The 17,606-nt window shown below is 66.3% G+C and carries 16 protein-coding genes; 11 read left to right on the forward strand and 5 right to left on the reverse strand.

What is annotated here, in order from left to right:
• The first annotated feature begins 11 nt into the window (after window positions 1-11).
• The 7 genes from ABZX86_RS21020 (at window position 12) to ABZX86_RS21050 (ending at window position 8,455) form a co-directional block, all read left to right on the forward strand.
• Window positions 12-968 (forward strand): EamA family transporter, encoded by a 957-nt coding sequence (locus tag ABZX86_RS21020; protein ID WP_355125735.1) that lies wholly within the window; start codon window positions 12-14, stop codon window positions 966-968.
• A gap of 129 nt (window positions 969-1,097) precedes the next feature.
• The gene (locus ABZX86_RS21025; protein ID WP_355125737.1) at window positions 1,098-2,849 is read left to right on the forward strand and encodes an FAD-dependent oxidoreductase; all 1,752 of its coding nucleotides are present in this window, start codon (window positions 1,098-1,100) and stop codon (window positions 2,847-2,849) included.
• A 56-nt stretch (window positions 2,850-2,905) separates the two neighbouring features.
• Window positions 2,906-3,526: a pyridoxamine 5'-phosphate oxidase family protein gene (locus ABZX86_RS21030; protein ID WP_355125739.1), complete on the forward strand. Its 621-nt coding sequence runs from the start codon at window positions 2,906-2,908 to the stop codon at window positions 3,524-3,526.
• 131 nt (window positions 3,527-3,657) lie between these two features.
• A complete protein-coding gene (locus ABZX86_RS21035) occupies window positions 3,658-4,905 on the forward strand; it encodes a MurT ligase domain-containing protein (protein WP_355125741.1) in 1,248 nt (415 codons plus the stop codon).
• Window positions 4,902-5,612, forward strand: coding sequence for a glutamine amidotransferase (locus ABZX86_RS21040; protein WP_355125743.1), 711 nt, complete (start codon window positions 4,902-4,904; stop codon window positions 5,610-5,612). Before ABZX86_RS21035 ends, ABZX86_RS21040 begins: the two co-directional genes overlap by 4 nt.
• A gap of 346 nt (window positions 5,613-5,958) precedes the next feature.
• Window positions 5,959-7,587: a GMC oxidoreductase gene (locus ABZX86_RS21045; RefSeq protein ID WP_355125745.1), complete on the forward strand. Its 1,629-nt coding sequence runs from the start codon at window positions 5,959-5,961 to the stop codon at window positions 7,585-7,587.
• 85 nt (window positions 7,588-7,672) lie between these two features.
• The gene (locus ABZX86_RS21050; RefSeq protein ID WP_355125747.1) at window positions 7,673-8,455 is read left to right on the forward strand and encodes an ion transporter; all 783 of its coding nucleotides are present in this window, start codon (window positions 7,673-7,675) and stop codon (window positions 8,453-8,455) included.
• Between the two features lie 3 nt (window positions 8,456-8,458).
• On the opposite strand, the gene ABZX86_RS21055 is transcribed toward ABZX86_RS21050, so the two are convergent.
• The 3 genes from ABZX86_RS21055 to ABZX86_RS21065 all read right to left on the reverse strand — a co-directional run bounded on the left by ABZX86_RS21055 (window position 8,459) and on the right by ABZX86_RS21065 (window position 11,243).
• Window positions 8,459-9,676 carry a low temperature requirement protein A gene (locus ABZX86_RS21055; protein ID WP_355125749.1) on the reverse strand — a complete coding sequence of 406 codons (1,218 nt, stop codon included), beginning with the start codon at window positions 9,674-9,676 and terminating at the stop codon, window positions 8,459-8,461.
• Between the two features lie 150 nt (window positions 9,677-9,826).
• Window positions 9,827-10,387: an SRPBCC family protein gene (locus ABZX86_RS21060; RefSeq protein WP_355125751.1), complete on the reverse strand. Its 561-nt coding sequence runs from the start codon at window positions 10,385-10,387 to the stop codon at window positions 9,827-9,829.
• A 394-nt stretch (window positions 10,388-10,781) separates the two neighbouring features.
• Complete coding sequence (locus ABZX86_RS21065; protein ID WP_355125753.1) at window positions 10,782-11,243, reverse strand: MarR family transcriptional regulator; 462 nt, start codon at window positions 11,241-11,243, stop codon at window positions 10,782-10,784.
• A 71-nt stretch (window positions 11,244-11,314) separates the two neighbouring features.
• Between ABZX86_RS21065 and ABZX86_RS21070 the strand changes: the two genes are divergently transcribed.
• The 3 genes from ABZX86_RS21070 to ABZX86_RS21080 all read left to right on the forward strand — a co-directional run bounded on the left by ABZX86_RS21070 (window position 11,315) and on the right by ABZX86_RS21080 (window position 14,186).
• Window positions 11,315-11,773 (forward strand): SgcJ/EcaC family oxidoreductase, encoded by a 459-nt coding sequence (locus tag ABZX86_RS21070; RefSeq protein ID WP_355125755.1) that lies wholly within the window; start codon window positions 11,315-11,317, stop codon window positions 11,771-11,773.
• A gap of 109 nt (window positions 11,774-11,882) precedes the next feature.
• Complete coding sequence (locus ABZX86_RS21075; RefSeq protein ID WP_355125757.1) at window positions 11,883-13,148, forward strand: aspartate kinase; 1,266 nt, start codon at window positions 11,883-11,885, stop codon at window positions 13,146-13,148.
• Window positions 13,149-13,151: 3 nt separating this feature from the next.
• Window positions 13,152-14,186 (forward strand): aspartate-semialdehyde dehydrogenase, encoded by a 1,035-nt coding sequence (locus ABZX86_RS21080; protein ID WP_355125759.1) that lies wholly within the window; start codon window positions 13,152-13,154, stop codon window positions 14,184-14,186.
• Window positions 14,187-14,261: 75 nt separating this feature from the next.
• Here ABZX86_RS21080 and ABZX86_RS21085 read toward each other — a convergent pair whose 3' ends face one another.
• Window positions 14,262-14,483: a hypothetical protein gene (locus ABZX86_RS21085; RefSeq protein WP_355125761.1), complete on the reverse strand. Its 222-nt coding sequence runs from the start codon at window positions 14,481-14,483 to the stop codon at window positions 14,262-14,264.
• Window positions 14,484-14,717: 234 nt separating this feature from the next.
• On the opposite strand from ABZX86_RS21085, the gene ABZX86_RS21090 reads away from it, so the two are divergent.
• A complete protein-coding gene (locus ABZX86_RS21090) occupies window positions 14,718-15,959 on the forward strand; it encodes a helix-turn-helix transcriptional regulator (RefSeq protein WP_355125763.1) in 1,242 nt (413 codons plus the stop codon).
• 95 nt (window positions 15,960-16,054) lie between these two features.
• On the opposite strand, the gene ABZX86_RS21095 is transcribed toward ABZX86_RS21090, so the two are convergent.
• Window positions 16,055-17,407 carry a serine hydrolase gene (locus tag ABZX86_RS21095; protein ID WP_355125765.1) on the reverse strand — a complete coding sequence of 451 codons (1,353 nt, stop codon included), beginning with the start codon at window positions 17,405-17,407 and terminating at the stop codon, window positions 16,055-16,057.
• Between the last annotated feature and the right edge of the window lie 199 nt (window positions 17,408-17,606).

Here is a 17,606-nt window from a genome sequence, read left to right on the forward strand (position 1 = left end):
CTATTCGGGGTATGACCAATCGTGATCGGGTGCTCGGGCTGGGCGTTGTGGTGCTGTGGGGACTGAATTTTCTGGCTATTCGGGTGGGGCTCGACCACTTTCCGCCGTTCTTCTTCGCGGGGTTGCGGTTCGCGGTGATCGCGGTGCCGGTGCTGATTTTCGTGCCGCGGCCGCAGGTGCCGTGGCGGTGGCTGCTGCTGTACGGCGTGGGATTCGGGATTCTGCAATTCGCATTCCTGTTCACGGCCATGCGGGAGGGCATGCCGACGGGGCTGTCGTCGCTGGTGTTGCAGTCGTCGGCGCCGTTCACGGTGCTACTGGGCGCGGTGTTCCTGCGGGAGCGGCTGCGCGGCATCCAGCTGGCCGGTATCGCGGTCGCCCTGGCGGGGATGGGGGTGATCGGCTGGGACCGGTCGCACCATGCCGCGCTGCTGCCGGTGCTGCTGACCCTGGCGGCCGGGCTGGGCTGGGCGTTCGGCAATCTCGGATCGCGGTTGGCCGCAGCCGAATCCGCGGGGCCTGCGGTGAATCCGCTGCATCTCACGCTGTGGATGGCGGTGGTGCCGCCGCTGCCGATGTTCGCGCTCTCGGCGCTCACCGAGGGCCCGGCCACCGGTTGGCACGATCTGGCCGCGTCCTTCTCGAGGAGCGGCTGGCCCGCCTTCGCCGCACTGGCCTACATCGTGCTGCTCGGCACGATCGCGGGCTCGGGGTTGTGGACGTATCTGATGAGCCGCTACCCGGCGAGCACGGTGGCGCCACTGTCGCTGGGTGTGCCGGTGGTGGGCATCGCGGCCTCCTGGGCGTTCCTGCACGAGACGCCGTCGGCGCTGTCGCTTGTGGGTGCGGCGATTGTCATCGCAGGCGCGTTCACAGCAACCTCGGCCGGGCGTCGAACGGTCTCGACTCCCAGCTCGGAGCCCCGGTCGGTGCCGGTGGAACCCGCCCCCCGGCTCGTCGAGGCCTAGCGAACGGTCGGCATCCTCGCAAAATCCGCAGACTCCCGGTACGAAAAAACCGACCCTACGGACCCGCTGCCGGTTCCTGCTGCCTAGGATTCCCCCAGGCGTGGGAGGTAGGGAATGGCTGGACAGCGTATGTCCGTCACACGGCGAACGGTGCTGCGTGGCGCCGTCGCGGCCGGTGCGTTGGCCGGGGCGGCCGCAACACTGCGCCCCACCGCCGCGGTCGCCGATCCGGGTCGTCGAGTGGTGGTGCTCGGCGGCGGTGTCGCCGGTCTGACCGCCGCGCACGAACTGGCCGAGCGCGGCTTCGACGTGACCGTGTACGAGCGTCGCGCGCTGGGCGGGAAAGCGCGCAGCATCGCGGTGCCCGGCACCGGCCGCGACGGCCGCCCGGAACTGTGGGGCGAGCACGGCTTCCGCTTCTTCCCCGGCTTCTACAAGCACATCCCCGACACCATGCGGCGAATCCCGTTCGCGGGCAATGCGAACGGCGTGTGGGACAACCTGGTCGCGGCTCCCGAGGCGCGTTTCTCCCGGCAGAACGCCCCGGACACCATCATTCCGATGGGCCGAGCCGGGAAACCGTGGGCCACCCCGGACGATTTCCGGGAGACCGTCGGTTCGGCCATCAGCACCAGCACCAAGATGACCGACGCCGATGCCCTGTACTTCGCCAACCGCCTGCTGGTCTTCAATACCAGCTGCGATGCCCGCCGCTACGGGCAGTGGGACAAGGTGGCGTGGCGCGAATACGTCGGCGCGGGAAGGCGTTCCACCGAATTCCGGATGCTGCTCTCGCGCACGCTGACCACCCTGCTGGTGGCCGCCAAGGATGATCTGGCCAGCACGCTCACCATCGGCAATATGGGTGAGCAGTTCCTCGGCAATCCGCTCGAGGTCGGCAATGACGGCGCCCTGGACCGGCTGCTGAACGGCGCCACCAATGAGGCCTGGATCAATCCGTGGGTGGCGCGGCTGCGTGAGTTGGGCGTGAAGTTCGTCAGCGCCGAGGTGCGCGGCCTCGAAGTCGCGGACGGGCGGATCTCCGCCGCCCGCATTGTCGACGCCTCGGGCGCGGCGCAGCAGGTCGAGGCAGACTACTTCGTGACCGCGCTCTCCACCGAGGTGGCCCGCACCCTGTGGACGCCCGAAATCCTCGCGCTGCGACCGGATTTGGCCGGTATGAGCCAGCTCATGGTGGATTGGATGACCGGCATCCAGTTCTTCATGCGCACCCAGACCGATATCGCGCGTGGTCACGTCGCCTATGTGGATTCCCCGTGGTCGCTGACTTCCATTGCGCAGAACCAGTTCTGGAACCGCACCCCGCTGCCCGGCTTCGGCGACGGATCGGTGCAGGACTGCCTGTCGGTCGACATCTCCGACTGGAACACCCCGGGCATGCTGTACGGCAAACCTGCCAAAGAGTGCTCGCCCGACGAGATTTCGCGTGAGGTGTGGGCGCAGCTCAAGGCGCATCTCAATGACGAGCACGTGCTGCTGCGCGATGAGGACCTGCACTCCTGGTTCCTGGACACCGGCATCACCTGGGATGCGGCGCAGCACCGCAATGCCAATGCCGATCCGCTGCTGATCAATACCGCGGGATCGTGGGCGCTGCGCCCGGTATCGCATACCGCCGGTCTCGAAAACCTGTTCCTGGCAGGCGATTACGTGCGCACCAATGTGGACCTGGCCACCATGGAGGGCGCCTCGGAGGCGGCGCGCACCGCGGTCAACGCGATACTGGACGTGAGCGGTTCGAATGCCCCGCGCTGTCAGCTGTTCACCCTGTACCGGGCCACCGAGCTGGAACCATTCCGGCAGCTGGACATCGGGCGGTACGCGGCGGGGCAGTCGAACCTGTTCGACGCACCGCTCTAGCGAGATTCCGCACAAACCACTGGCACCGCACGGTGGCGCAAGCGTTCAATCGAGTCATGAGCGAGATCACCGATCCGGCTGAACTGCGGGAACTGCTGGGCGCGCCGACTCCCCGCGCCATCGCCAAGGAGCGGGTCGCACTGCATCCGCGGGACCGGGAGTGGATCGCGAACTCCCCGTTCGTGGTGCTGTCCACCAGCGACGCGGACGGCAACTGCGACGCCTCGCCCAAGGGTGATCCGGCCGGTTTCGTGCGAGTGCTGGACGATACGACCATTGCCATTCCGGAGCGCCCGGGCAATCGCCGCGCGGACGGCTACCTCAATATTCTGGCCAATCCGCATGTGGGCGTGCTCTTCCTGATTCCGGGGCGCGGTGAGACGCTGCGGGTCAACGGCCGCGCGCGCCTGGTGCGCGACGCACCGTATTTCGACGACATGGTGGTGCGCGGGCATCGGCCCATCCTCGCCATCGAGGTGGCGGTCGAGCAGATCTTCCTGCACTGCGCCAAGGCATTCCTGCGCAGCGGGCTGTGGAAGCCGGAGCAGTGGCCGGCCGACACCCTGCCCTCGCAGGCGCGACTGGTCAAGGAATTGCAGCCGGACAGCACCGAGACGCTGGAGCAATTGGAGAAGCACTACTCGCACACGTACGAGGAGTTGCTCTACAAATCCTGAGTGCTGCACTGCGCAAGTCCTGAGGGCGGCGCGCCGACGGTACGCGGTGGAACGCCGGGTGCGGCGCAGCTCACGCCGAATCCGGCGATACCGCCTGCGCAGCAACCGGGTCGCACCAATAAACTCGCGGCGTGGCAGACATCTCGGTACGCGGCAAGCTGGCGTTGCGCGCAGCAACGGCGGCCTCATGGGCTTCGCAGCAGGCCGGGCGCGGTAAGGGATCGATGATCGGCGGCCTGATCGCGCTGAAGATCGACCCGACGATCATGACTCAGCTGGGTCGTGGCCGCCGCACGGTGCTGGTGACCGGCACCAATGGCAAGTCCACCACCACGCGCATGACCACCGCCGCGCTGCAGACGCTCGGTGCGGTCGCGACGCAGGCGGACGGCGCGAATATGGATGCCGGAATCGTGGCCGCGCTCACCGCGAATCGGACCGCGGAGCTGGCGGCGATCGAGGTGGACGAGCTGCATCTGCCGCATGTGGCCGATGCGCTGGATCCGGCCGTTGTCGTACTGCTCAATCTTTCCCGGGACCAGCTGGACCGGGTCGGCGAGATCAATATGATCGAACGCCGCCTGCGCGCCGGTATGGCCCGGCATCCGGACACCGTGCTCATCGCCAACTGTGACGATGTGCTGGTGACCTCGATCGCCTACGACCATCCCAATGTGGTGTGGGTGTCGGCGGGCAGCGGGTGGTCGGTGGACGCCACGAGTTGCCCGCGCAGTGGTGAGCCCATCATGTGGGAGGGCGCGCACTGGTACAGCACCGGAACGGATTTCAAGCGCCCCGAGCCGCAGTGGACGGTGGACGAGCACACGCTGTACGGGCCCGGCGGGCTGGAATTGCCGCTCACGCTTGCCCTTCCGGGCCGCGCCAACCGGGGCAACGCCGCCCAGGCGGTGGCCGCGGCCGTGGCGATGGGCGCTGATGCCGCCGCCGCGGCGAAGGCCACCGGGACCGTGGACGAGATCGCGGGGCGCTATCGCACCGTCGAGGTCGACGGCCGCACCGCACGCCTGCTGCTGGCCAAGAATCCGGCCGGTTGGCAGGAGGCGCTGTCCATGATCGACCCTGCCGCAACGGGTTTGGTGATCGCCGTGAATGGCCAGGTGCCCGACGGCGAGGATCTGTCCTGGCTGTGGGATGTGCGTTTCGAGCACTTCGAGGGCACCCAGGTGGTCGCCGCCGGCGAGCGCGCCACCGATCTCGCGGTGCGCCTGACCTATGCCGGGGTGGAGCACACCACGGTCGCGGATCCCTTGCGCGCCATCGCATCCTGTCCGCCGGGGCAGGTGGAAGTACTCGCCAATTACACGGCATTCCGTGACCTGAACCGCGATCTCGAAGTGAAGGCGAAGGCCCGCGCATGAGTGAATCGACCGTACGCATCGGCCTGGTGCTGCCGGATGTCATGGGCACCTACGGCGACGGCGGCAATGCGCTGGTGCTGCGCCAGCGCCTGCGCATGCGCGGCCACGACGCCGAGATCGTCGAAATCACGCTGGCCGACCCGGTTCCCGACTCGCTGGACCTCTACACCCTCGGCGGTGCGGAGGATTCCGCGCAGCGCCTGGCCACCCGCCACCTGCAGAAGTACCCCGGCATGCAGCAGGCCGCCCAGCGTGGTGCGCCGATCCTGGCCATCTGCGCCGCCATCCAGGTGCTCGGCCACTGGTACGAAACCTCCTCGGGTGAGCGCGTGGACGGCGTCGGCCTCTTCGACGTCACCACCTCCCCCCAGGACAAGCGCGCCATCGGCGAGGTGGCCACCCAGCCCCTGCTCCCCGGCCTCACCCAACCCCTCACCGGCTTCGAAAACCACCGCGGCGGAACCAAACTCGGCGGCGACGCCACCGCTCTCGCCCGCGTCACCAAGGGTGTGGGCAACGGCGTCGGCGACGGCTCGGAGGGCGTGGTCCAGGGCTCCGTCCTCGGCACCTACATGCACGGCCCCGCCCTGGCCCGCAACCCCGAACTCGCCGACTACCTCCTGGCCCGCGCCCTCGGCGTCGATTCCCTTCCCCCCCTTGCCCTCCCGGAAGTAGACCAACTCCGCCGCGAGCGCCTCCGCGCCTGACCCGCCCGGTCCATCCCGACCGAACAGACCGTCTCCGAACAGCGCAGCTTGTATACGCGCTGTGCGGTCGGGACGTGCGCTGTGTGGTCGCGACGGAACAGTTCATCTTGACGGAACAGCTTGTGTCTGAACTGCGCAGATCGTGTCTGAACTGCGCAGATCGCTTATGCGCTGTGCCGTTCAGGCACGGGCTGCGTCGTTTCTGACGGCGGTTGCCTAGCACGGTTCGCTCGCGACACATAGCAGACACGCATGACCGGTCGGTCTGGTGTTGCCGAATGTGTTGTTGTCAAGGCGACCGGCCGGTAGTGTCGCGCGCGGCCTACTTGATGAGGGAGGTGGCCGCTTGCGCAGGCGCGCCGTGTTGAAGGCTGCCGGATTGGCGGCTTTGCTGGCGGGCGCGGGATCGGGTGCCGCTGTGCGCGGCGCCGGTGTCGCGTCGGCAAATCCGTTGTGGAACGCGCTGTTTCAGGCGTGGGTGCCCGAGATCTTCGCGCCACTGGCGGATCCGCCGGAACACTCCGAGGCCATTGTCATCGGTTCCGGATTCGGGGCGGCCGTGACGGCGCTGCGACTGGCCGAGGCCGGGGTGCAGAACACGGTGCTGGAGCGCGGCTCGCGGTGGCCGAACGATCCCGAGCGGGAGATCTTCACCGGCGACGATCTGCCGGACGGGCGCGGCTTCTGGCATCGCACCAGCTTCACCGGCGTCACCAAGGTGCCCATGCCGTTCAGTGATTTCGGCGGCGTCCTGGACGTCACCGAATTCGCCGGCATCGACGTGTGGCGCGGTGCGGCGGTCGGCGGTGGGTCGATCGTCTTCACCGGCGCGATGGTGGCCCCGCCGAAGCATCTGTTCGACTCGGTATTCGGCGGCATCGTCGACTACGACGAACTCGACCGCGTCTACTACCCGCGCGTGCGGGACATGCTGCGGCTGAGCACCATGCCGCCCGATATCTACAACTCGGTGCCGTTCACCCACTCCCGGGTATGGGACCAGCAGGTCCGGGCCGCGGGTTATGAACCGCAGGCCAATGATTCGATCTTCAACTGGGATGTGCTGCGCGCCGAACTGGCGGGCAATTCGCGTGCCTCGGCGACCGCCGCACGCAGCAATCTCGGCAATTCCAATGGCGCCAAGTTCGATCTGAACCAGAACTATCTGCGCTACGCCGAAGGCACCGGACGCTCGGCGATCTTCCCCGGGCACCGGGTGGACGCCATCGCCCAGGACGCCAATGGCAAATACGTGGTCTCGGTGACCAAGCTGGCGCCCACCGGCCAGGTGCTCGCCACCCGCACCCTCACCTGTGACCGCCTGTTCCTGGGCGCGGGCTCGGTCGGCACCTCCGAACTGCTGGTGCGGGCCCAGGCCACCGGCGCGCTGCCGCGGCTGAACGAGCATATCGGCGACGGCTGGGGCACCAATGGCGATGTGGTGCTCGCCCGCGCCGAGAGCTCACTGGCGGGTGTCGGCAGCGGTGTGCCCAGCGCCAGCCGCATCGCCGACGAATCCGGTATGCCCCTGACCCTCGAAAATTGGTATGTGCCAGGCATTCCGGTGGATACCGGCGCCATCGCCTCGCTCGGTATCGCGCTGGATCCGACCCGCGCCCGCTTCGGCTACGACGCCGCCCGCAATACGGTCGGCCTGTCCTGGCCGCGCGGCGCACAGGACGCGGTGGTCGGCGCCTGCCGCGCGGTCGATCACCGGATCGCCGAGCGCGCCGGCTCGATCGTCGATTACACCCCGATCGGCTACGACGCCAATGCGGCCTTCACCGCACACCCGCTCGGCGGCGCGGTGCTCGGGCAGGCGACCGATGCGAACGGGCGCGTGATCGGCCATCCGGGTCTCTACGTCATGGACGGCGCCGCCATCCCCGGCAGCACGGCCACGGTGAACCCGTCGCTCACGATCACCGCACTCGCGGAACGCAATATCGAAGCGATCATTCGCGCGGGCCGATAGCCGGACCGCGGGCTGCGGTGTTGCCGGGCGGTTTCAGCCGGGCCAATTACGCTGGCGGAGGCCATTCGATGAGGAAGGGGTCCGCGTGATCGAGGTCAGTGAACCGGAGGCGGAGGAATTCCCGCACAAGCCGCCCGCCCTGTGGACGGATCTCTTCATGCTCGCCCTGGCGGTGGTGTCGGTCGCGCTGGTCACCTGGGTGACGTTCTTCCCGGTGGCCGAGGACACCTACCGGACGATCCGGTACATCGACTACAGCATCTGCGCGGTCTTCGCGATCGAGTTCCTCTGGCGCTGGCGGCACGAGGGCTGGAGTTGGACGTTCCCGTTCATCTACTGGTACGAGGTGCTGGGCATGATCCCGGTGACCAGCCCGTTCTTCCGCGGCTTCCGTTTGCTGCGGGTGGTGGCGATCGCGGTCCGGGTGGCCCGGGTGGCCGATCGCGCCTTCGGTGACCGGGTCACGGCGGCGGTGGTGAACCGGTTCGTCGGCACCATCGTCGATATCGTCAAGCGCCCTGTCACCATCGCCGTCCTGGACGAGGTCGGCGATGTGCTGCGCACCGGCCACTACACCCAGAACATCGCGAATGCGCTGGAGGAGAACCGGACCGAGATCAATCAGATGATGCTGGATCTCATTCAGCGCGATCCCCAGCTGGGCCGGGTGCGGTACTTCCCGTTCCACGAGGAGATCATTCACGGCATCACCGATGCCAGCTTCCGCATCATTCTGCAGGTGCTCGCCGATCCCCGGACCGACGAGTTGGTAGCTGATGCGTTGCGGGAGAACGTTAATCAGATGCGCGCCGCGGTGCACGCCGGAGTGCGGGTGCCGGAGTCGGTGAACAACCGGCTCCCGCAGTGACTCTCAGTCCTCGGACGATTCGCCGTGCCTGATGCGCTCCCGCTTCTGCGCGTACGCCACCACCTCCCAGAGGATGAGTGCGAGCAAAACCACGCACAGCATCCCCAGTGACCCCAGCGCCGGTAGCGCGGTGGCGGGCCAGATGAGCGCCAGCAGCGCCACAGCCGCCACCAGACGCGGTATGAGCACTTTGTGTGTCGCGGAGTACCGGAAACCCACCAGGGCGATCAGATAGGCCACCACGCCGCCGTAGAGGGCGTACAGCGGTATGCCGTACAGCGCATCGCTCAGTGAATGTCCCTGTGCCCCGCCCACATAGCCGAGCACCTTCTTCAAACCGAGGGACATGGCGACGATTCCGGCGATCATCGGAAAGTGCCAGTACGTGTAGCAACCGCGCGCGATCTGCACCCGCCGCTCTCCGGTGGCGTGCTCGAGCTCATGCTCGACCACCAGCGACGCCACATCGAAGTACGCCCACCACAGCAGCCCCGAAACCGCCAGCCCGAGCATCGATCCCAGCGTGATCGCCCAGGAGATGGGCAGTCCGGCCACGCCCACGCCGATCGAGACGATGGATTCGCCCAGCGCGATAATGATGATCAGCCCGTACCGCTCGGCGAAATGCTTGGCGGAGTTGAGCCGCCACTCGTTGCCGGAGAACGCCGTCCACAGCATGTCCCAGGCGAGCGCCCCCAGCCACAGTCCGATCTGCGCGCCGCCGTTGTAGTGCGCGCCGAGCAGCAGCAGTGCGCCGCCGACGGTGAGAGATCCACTTGCCCAGCGCACCACCTGTCCGCGCAGCTGCTCGTCCTCGGCGCTGGCCAGCCAGAACACCCACAGGTGAATCAGTCGCGCCACCAGATAGGCGATGACGAAGACCAGCGGCCCGTACCAGCCGCCCGGAAGATCGTGGAACGCTTCGGGAATGGTGAGCGCGATCAGGAACGACGCGCCCATGGCCACGAACATGGCGACCCGGGCAATGCCCTCATCGGCCTTGACCACATTGCCGAGCCACGAGTAGCCGATCCACATCCACCACAGCAGCATGAGAATGACCAGTGCCCGCAGCAGATTCACCGCGGTGGTCTCATGGGCGGCGAGATCGGTGACCATGGTGAAGGCGAAGACGATCACCAGGTCGAAGAACAATTCGAGTTGAGTGACCGAGCCGTCCTCGGCCACGATGGTCATTCGGGATCGTTGCGCACCGGGCATGGCGGACATATTGCAGGGTCCGGGGCGCGAAAGACAGTGTCAGCGACGCGTGTTCGCGCTCGGCATGATCACAGCCACGGTGACGTCGGCATCAGGGTCACGTGACACGAGGAACGGTGTCACGCCCGAGTAGCGGCGGCACGCGAAATGTCAGGCGGTCCCGAAGCCCGGTTCGAAGCTGCCGCCGTAGTGCAGTGGCGGCGTGTAGGGCGCGGGCTCGTAGCCGGCCTGCTCGGCGTAGGGCTGTTCGTCGGCCTCGGCGAGTCCCTCGATGCCGGTGACGGTCTCGACGAAGGCGATGAAATTCTCGATGGTGGTCTCGCCCTCGCGGCGCGCGCTGCGCTTGAGCAGCATGCCCGGCGCGGGAATCGGCAGATAGACCTCGGTGTGGTACCAGATCTCGGTATAGCCGTCCTCGGTCTCGGCGAGGTCGAACCAGCCCTGGCCGCCGGCCCCGGCGCTGCTCTCGGACACCTTCCAGGCGACCCGGTCCTCGGTGCAGGTGTATTCCACGACCTGCCGGTCGGGCCGTCCCATCAGATTCGCCGAGACGTACACCTTCTTCGGGCGGCCCAGGGTGTCGCGAGTGGCGACGCGGACGTCCTGATGTGCGGGGGACCAGTCGGGGAGTTGCTCGACCATGAGCAACGCCTCCATCACTTGATCGGGATCGATGTCGATGATGAAGCGGTGATCAGTCTTAGTGCGCATACCTACCCTCCAGCTTGGGCACCGATTGTGACCAGCGTCGCTCGCGGAGTCAACTGTGTCGCATACCGATCGGTCCTGTCCGCTCGGCCGTATTTGCGAATTTCACTGGCGGGCAACGTAATCGGAACGTACTCGTGAGTAAGTTCCGCTTCACTATTTAGTGACGGCTGTCACATGCCGATTCGCTCCTCGGGAATCGCGCGTTCGGCCGCCATGCGGCGCTCTGCTCCGCGGTGAAAATGCCGGGCAGTGTGAGCCGTTCGACGATCGGGCGATCGAGCGCGAGATAGCGGCTTCCGGTCGCGGTTCCAGCTGTGCGAGATAGCCGGTGCGGAAGCTGGTGATGCGCTCGGCCGTGTCACTCATCGGTTCGGCGATGGTCTCGCGGGTGCGCTCAGGCGTTTTCCCGCAGGATTGCGGTGACGTGCAGCGACGTCTCGTGCAGCCGGTTGAAGATATCGAGCAGCAGGTGCAGTTGCTCCTCGGTGTAGCCGGCCGTGATCTTGCCGAATTCGCGCGCCAAAACCTCGTAGTGCGGGGCGATTTCGTCGATGCGGTCCTGGACGGCGGTAATGATCACCCGCCGCCGGTCCTGCTCATCGTGTTCCCGGCGCACGTAGCCGGCTTTCAATAGCCGGTCGATCATCCGGGTGATCGCGCCCGTGGTGAGCCCGGTGCGCTGTGCGAGTTCGCCCGCGGTGGCCGCGCCGCCCATTCGCAGCAGATTGAGGCAGCGCAGGTCCGTCACGTGCAGGCCGAGGCGATCGGCCATGGCTCCGTGCAGCATGACCGCATCGGTGGCGCTGCGCTGGGCGGCGAGGGTGAGGTCGGCCGCCAACTCCTGTTTCTTCGTCATCGCTTGACAGCATAGTCTTACCCGAGCATTATCTTACTCAATCAACTACTGATTGATTCAGGGGATATGCCATGACGACCACACAGCGCACCGACGAAGCCGCCATCCGACACCTGTTCGACAGCACGATCAGCGCCTGGGAGGCCGGCGATGCGCGGGCGTACGCGGCGGCCTTCGCTCCCGACGCCGACTACGTGACCTGGTTCGGCCAGCACCTGAAGGGGCGAGCGGCCATCGAGGCCGCGCATGCGCCACTGTTTGCCAAATACCTGAAGGGGACGCGCACCGACGGCGAGATCACCTCGCTGCGCTTCGTCACCCCGGATGTGGCCGTGGTGCACGGCATGGGCGCGGTCGTGAAGGGCAAGCGCCGCCGCAATCGTTTCAATACCAAGGTCAACGTCTACGTCGTGGTGCGGACCGACGGCGAATGGTTGTTCGCGGCCTTCCACAACACGAAATACAGCTGGTTGTTCAATACCCTTATCGCCGGGCACGATTCGGCCCCGGCGCAGGCCGAGGCGGCTTAGCTGGCGGGCTGCTGGACGCCGCAGCCGGGAGGTGGCCGGAAATCTCGTGGCCTGGGTCGGTAATGTTGTGGGTCGATAGCAGCATTGTCGATCTTGGAGGATTTCCGTAGTGGCTCTCGTCGTACAGAAGTACGGAGGATCCTCGGTCGCCACCGCCGAGCGCATCCGTCGCGTCGCCGAGCGCATTGTCGAGACCAAGAAGCAGGGCCACGACGTGGTCGTGGTCTGCTCGGCCATGGGTGACACCACCGATGAGCTGATGGATCTGGCACAGCAGGTTTCCCCCGCGCCGCCCGCACGTGAAATGGACATGCTGCTCACCTCGGGTGAGCGCATCTCCAATTCGCTGGTGGCCATGGCCATTCACTCGCTCGGCGCGGAGGCCCGCTCGTTCACCGGTTCGCAGGCCGGCGTGATCACGACCGGCAGGCACGGAAACGCGAAGATCATCGATGTGGCTCCGGGGAGAGTGCAGAACGCGCTCGCCGAGGGCACCATCGTGCTGGTCGCGGGTTTCCAGGGTGTCAGTCAGGACAGTAAGGACGTCACCACGCTGGGCCGTGGCGGCTCCGATACCACCGCCGTCGCCCTGGCCGCGGCCTTGAACGCCGACGTCTGCGAGATCTACACCGATGTGGACGGCGTCTTCAGCGCCGATCCGCGCATTGTCGCCGACGCGCAGAAGCTCGACACCATTTGCTACGAGGAAATGCTCGAGCTGGCCGCCTGTGGCGCCAAAGTTCTGATGCTGCGCTGCGTCGAGTACGCGCGCCGCTACAACGTGCCGGTCCATGTGCGCTCGTCGTACACGGACAAAGAGGGCACCATGATTTCCGGATCGATGGAGGACATCCCGTTGGAGCAGGCAATTCTCACGGGCGTCGCGCACGACCGCAGCGAAGCCAAGGTGACCGTCGTCGGCATTCCGGACGAGCCGGGCTACGCCGCCAAGGTCTTCCGAGCCGTTGCCGATGCCGAGATCAATATCGACATGGTGCTGCAGAACGTCTCGAAGGTGGAGACGGGCAAGACCGACATCACCTTCACCCTGCCCAAGCTGGACGGACCGCGCGCCGTGGAACTGCTCAGCAAGCAGCAGGGCGAGATCGGCTTCTCCCGGGTGGTCTACGACGATCACGTCGGCAAGGTGTCGCTGGTCGGCGCGGGCATGAAGTCGCACCCGGGTGTCACCGCCACGTTCTGCGAGGCGCTCGCCGAGGCGCGCATCAATATCGATCTCATCTCCACCTCGGAGATCCGAATCTCGGTGCTGGTCAAGGACAATGACCTGGACGAGGCCGTGCAGGTGCTGCACAAGGCCTTCGATCTGGGCGGGTCCGAGGTGGCAGTCGTACACGGCGGAACGGGGCGCTAGATCATGGGTGTGCGTGTAGGTGTTGTCGGCGCGACCGGGCAGGTCGGCGCCGTCATGCGAAAGCTGCTGGAAGAGCGCAACTTCCCGGCCGACGAGGTGCGATTCTTCGCGTCCGCGCGTTCGGCCGGTAAGAAGCTGCCGTTCCGCGGCGGCGAGATCGTGGTCGAGGACACCGAGACCGCCGATCCGACCGGACTGGATATCGCGCTGTTCTCGGCCGGGGCCACCATGTCCCGGGTGCAGGCGCCGCGCTTCGCCGCAGCCGGGGTCACCGTCATCGACAATTCGTCGGCCTGGCGCAAGGACCCCGAGGTGCCGCTGGTGGTCTCCGAGGTGAACCCGGAGGCGACCCGCAACCTGGTCAAGGGCATTATCGCCAACCCGAACTGCACCACCATGGCCGCCATGCCGGTGCTGAAGGTGCTGCACGACGAGGCCGGCCTGCGCCGCCTCATCGTCTCCAGCTACCAGGCCGTCTCCGGCAGTGGCCTGGCCGGTGTCGAGGAACTGGTCTCCCAGCTGCGCGCGGTGATCGGCGATGCCGAGAAGCTGGTGCACGACGGTTCCGCCGTGGATTTCCCGGCTCCGGTCAAATACGTTGCCCCCATTGCCTTCGACGTGATCCCGCTCGCGGGCGCGCTGGTCGATGACGGCTCCGAGGAGACCGACGAAGATCAGAAGCTGCGCAATGAGTCGCGCAAGATTCTGGGCCTGCCCGATCTGCTGGTGAGCGGCACCTGCGTGCGTGTTCCGGTGCTCACCGGCCACTCGCTCTCCATCAATGCCGAATTCGATCGGCCGATTTCGGTGGAGACCGCCAAGAAGCTGCTGTCCAGCGCACCCGGCGTACAGCTGGTTGAGGTGCCGACCCCGCTCGCGGCGGCCGGTATCGACGACTCTCTGGTCGGCCGCATCCGCCAGGATCCGGGCGTTCCGGACGGCCGGGGGCTGGCGCTGTTCATCTCGGGCGACAACCTTCGCAAGGGCGCTGCCCTCAATACGATTCAGATCGCCGAGGTTCTGCTCGCCGACCGCTGAGTCGAGAGCACCGAGTCGGCACCATCGGGCCGTTCGATCCACTCGGATCGGGCGGCCCGATTTTTTCTGTCATTTTCAGTCTTCCCAGAGTTCGGCACAGGGGAGTGGCCGAAGTTCGCATACTGCGGAACCATCGATCGTGACCGTCGCACTATCCACAGTCACTTCAATGCCATGCGGGCGCAGATGCGCCGCGAGTCGTTCGGCAATTGTGCTCCCGGCGCGATAGTCGAGCACCATGCCGCCCGGAAAGCGCAGGCGCACATGAACTTCGCGCGTTTCGGGTGCGATGGTCATGGGGCACCTCTTGTCGTCGGATTTGGTGCGACGTCTCACTGATCAACGTTAAACACAGAAAAATTGCGGTGCAATAAGAAAAATACATGTTCCATACTGTGCGCCGTAAGCTCGCCCGGTCTGGAATCCTTGTCCGCAGATCGCATCGGGAAGGAGAAGGGCATGGTAGGCATCGGCGAAACAAGCGGGCGGTGACGACCGGGAAAGCCGATCAGGCAGAAGGAGTTTGACCCGGTGGCCGAAAGTACCCTAGGGGCACGGGTAGCGGAGTTGCGCCGGCGGCGGGGACTATCGCAGAAAGAACTGGGCGCCGCCATCAGGCGTTCGGAAAGTTGGGTGTCGCAGGTCGAACGGGATGTACTGCCGGTCGAAAGACTATCGGTACTCCAGCGACTGGCCGACGTCCTCGGCGTAGCAGTGCGAGACCTGAGACCCGAGGCGGCCGAACCGATGGCCGCCGACCGCGGTGACGGACATCGTGCCGGATCCGCCGTTTTCGACAAACTGCGATTACTGCTCACCGGGCATCCCGCCTTGGAGCAACTACTCGGTGACGAGGCCGATCGCGAGTCGGCCGATGAGTTACCGGCACTACAGGAACGAGTGGATCTGGCCTGGCAGCTGGCGCACGAGTCACGGCTCGTGGAAGTCGGCAGCAGTCTGCTGGAATTGATCCCGGATCTCGAACACGCGGCGCGGAGCACCTCCGTGAAGCGGCCGGAGGTGCTGACACTGCTGTCACGCGCCTATCAGGTGGCCGCCACCGCATTCACCCGGCAGGAGGAGGTCGACGCGGCCTGGGTCGCGGCGGACAGAGCGCTGACGGCGGCGGAGGAATCCGGTGACGCGCTCAGCGTGGTAGCCGGAACTTATCGCATGGCACAGGCTTTCCTGCGCCTGCAACGGCTCGAACAGGCGCAGCAGGCGGCTCGCGTGTCGGTGACGGCACTCGCGCCGCAGGTCCACGGTGACGAAGAGCTGGTGCGTCCGGAAGTGTTGTCGCTCTACGGTTCTCTCCAGCTCATGCTGGCGGTGATCGCGGCGACGGACGGAAATCGGACGGCGGCCCGCACGGGTCTGGCCGCGGCGCGCAGAGCCGCGGAGCGACTGGGCGAGGGCCGCAATGATTTCGACACCGAATTCGGTCCGACCAGTGTGGCCGTGCACGCGGTCGCGGTGGCGGTCGAATTGGGTGATGCCGGTGAGGCTCTCGACACCGCGGGCACCGTGGACGCCTCGGTGCTCTCACCGGAACGGCAGGCTCGCTTCCTGGTCGATGTGGCCCGCGCACACGCGCAGCGCCGCCAGGCGGCCGAAGCATTGGAGGCGCTGCTCAATGCCGAGCGACTGGCTCCGGAGCTGGTGCATCACGACCATCGGTCCCGGGAGGTGGTGCGGGATCTCCTGCAGTTCGCCGGCCGTCGACCGGCCGATGAACTGCGCGAGCTCGCGGCCCGCGCAGCCGTGACGCCTTGAGTCGGTTGCTGTTCGATTGAGTGACAATGCCGTCACTCCCCGACAGGCACCGTGGGTTCGGGGACCCACGGATGCCGGTGCGCAGCAGTGCGGAATCAGCGGATACCCGGAGTGCGGGGATCCGAGCCGAGGCATGCCAGCAGCAGACAGCCCGGCGGCTCATCGCTGAACGGCGGTGCCAGCGGAGTATTCAAGCAGGACAGCACACTACAGCCGGGGTAGGCGTCCGGGCCGAGGCCGAAGACCGCCAGCGCGATATCGGTGTCGAAGTACTTGGAGGGGTCCAGCCGCAGCGGTGACTCCATATACGGACCCGGATCCGGTATCGGAGCGTCCTGGAATGCGGCGAAGAGGCGACGGAAGAATTCGTGCGAGACCTCGCCCGCGTACTGCAGAATTCCGCTGAGGCCCTGCGTGGTGTGGGTGCCGAAGACACCGGTCCACACCACCATGAGATCCAGGCTGGGTATGACGAACACATGCTGCAGCCCGAGGCCGGACATGGAATAGGTGTCGGCGGGCAGGAATTCGGGATTCTCCGCACAGCCCGGCCCGAGCCAGAACAGGTACCCGTAGCACTGGTTGGTCGCCGAGGGTGTGGTGGCTTTCTGCAGGTACTCGCGGGAAACGACCTGTCTGCCCTGCCATTCGCCGTGCTCGGCGGTCAGCATGCCGAGTCTGGCGAGATCGACCGGGGGAATCATGAGATGCGCGTATCCGTAGGTGTGCCCGGAGCGGTCCTTCGCCCAGTAGTAGTCGCCGCGCTGAATACCGAGGGGATCGAAGAGTTCCCGCTGGGCGAACTCCTGCAGGGGTTCGCCGACGGCCAGTTCGATCACGTAGGAGAGCACGTCCACATTGCGCTGGCTGTACTGGAATTCGGTGCCCGGCGGATTGTCGAACGGGACGCCCATCGCCTGCACCGCACTGAACGGATCGATGGGGACGACCCCGGTGATGCCCTCGGTGACCAGGCCGATGCGCAGCCCCGAGGTCTCGGTGAGCAGATCCTGCACCGTGATCGCCCGGTGCTGCGGATCGCCGATTCCGGCGGGAAGATAGCGGTCGATGGGGGCGTCGATATCGAGTTTGCCCTGATCCCAGGCAATTCCGGCGAGTAGCGACACCACACTTTTGGTGACGCTCCAGACATTCCACGGGACGCGATCGGTGGTGTTGTTCGTCGGGCCTTCGCCGATCAGGCAATTGTGCCGGAAAATCTGCACATTCAACCGATTTCGGTCGGCGGCGAACTGGAGTGCGTCGGCCACCCGCGCGCTGTCCAGTCCCGTCTGTTCCGGGGCCGCGCGTTCGAATTCCCGCCCGGCCGGTTCATTGCAACGCAATTGGTCCGGCGTCGCGTGTGCGACACCGGAACTGAAAACTACGCTGCCTATCGCCAATGCCACCGCTACCGCGCTGGCCAACCCCCTGCGCTTGCGAAACATATATTTCAGGCTAGCTCCACAGCCCGGCTACCTGCGTGGAATTCGCGTTCACCGCGTGGCGAATTACCGCGCGCCATAGGCGAACACGCCGAAATGGTTATCGTGGTGCGAATTCGCAATTCCCCTGAACAGCACTGTGCTTGAACAGCAAAACGCCGCCAGGCGGGGGGATGCCTGGCGGCGGTCGCCCGCGGCGCTG

It is taken from the genome of Nocardia sp. NPDC006630, assembly GCF_040611495.1.
Classification (GTDB): Bacteria; Actinomycetota; Actinomycetes; order Mycobacteriales; family Mycobacteriaceae; genus Nocardia.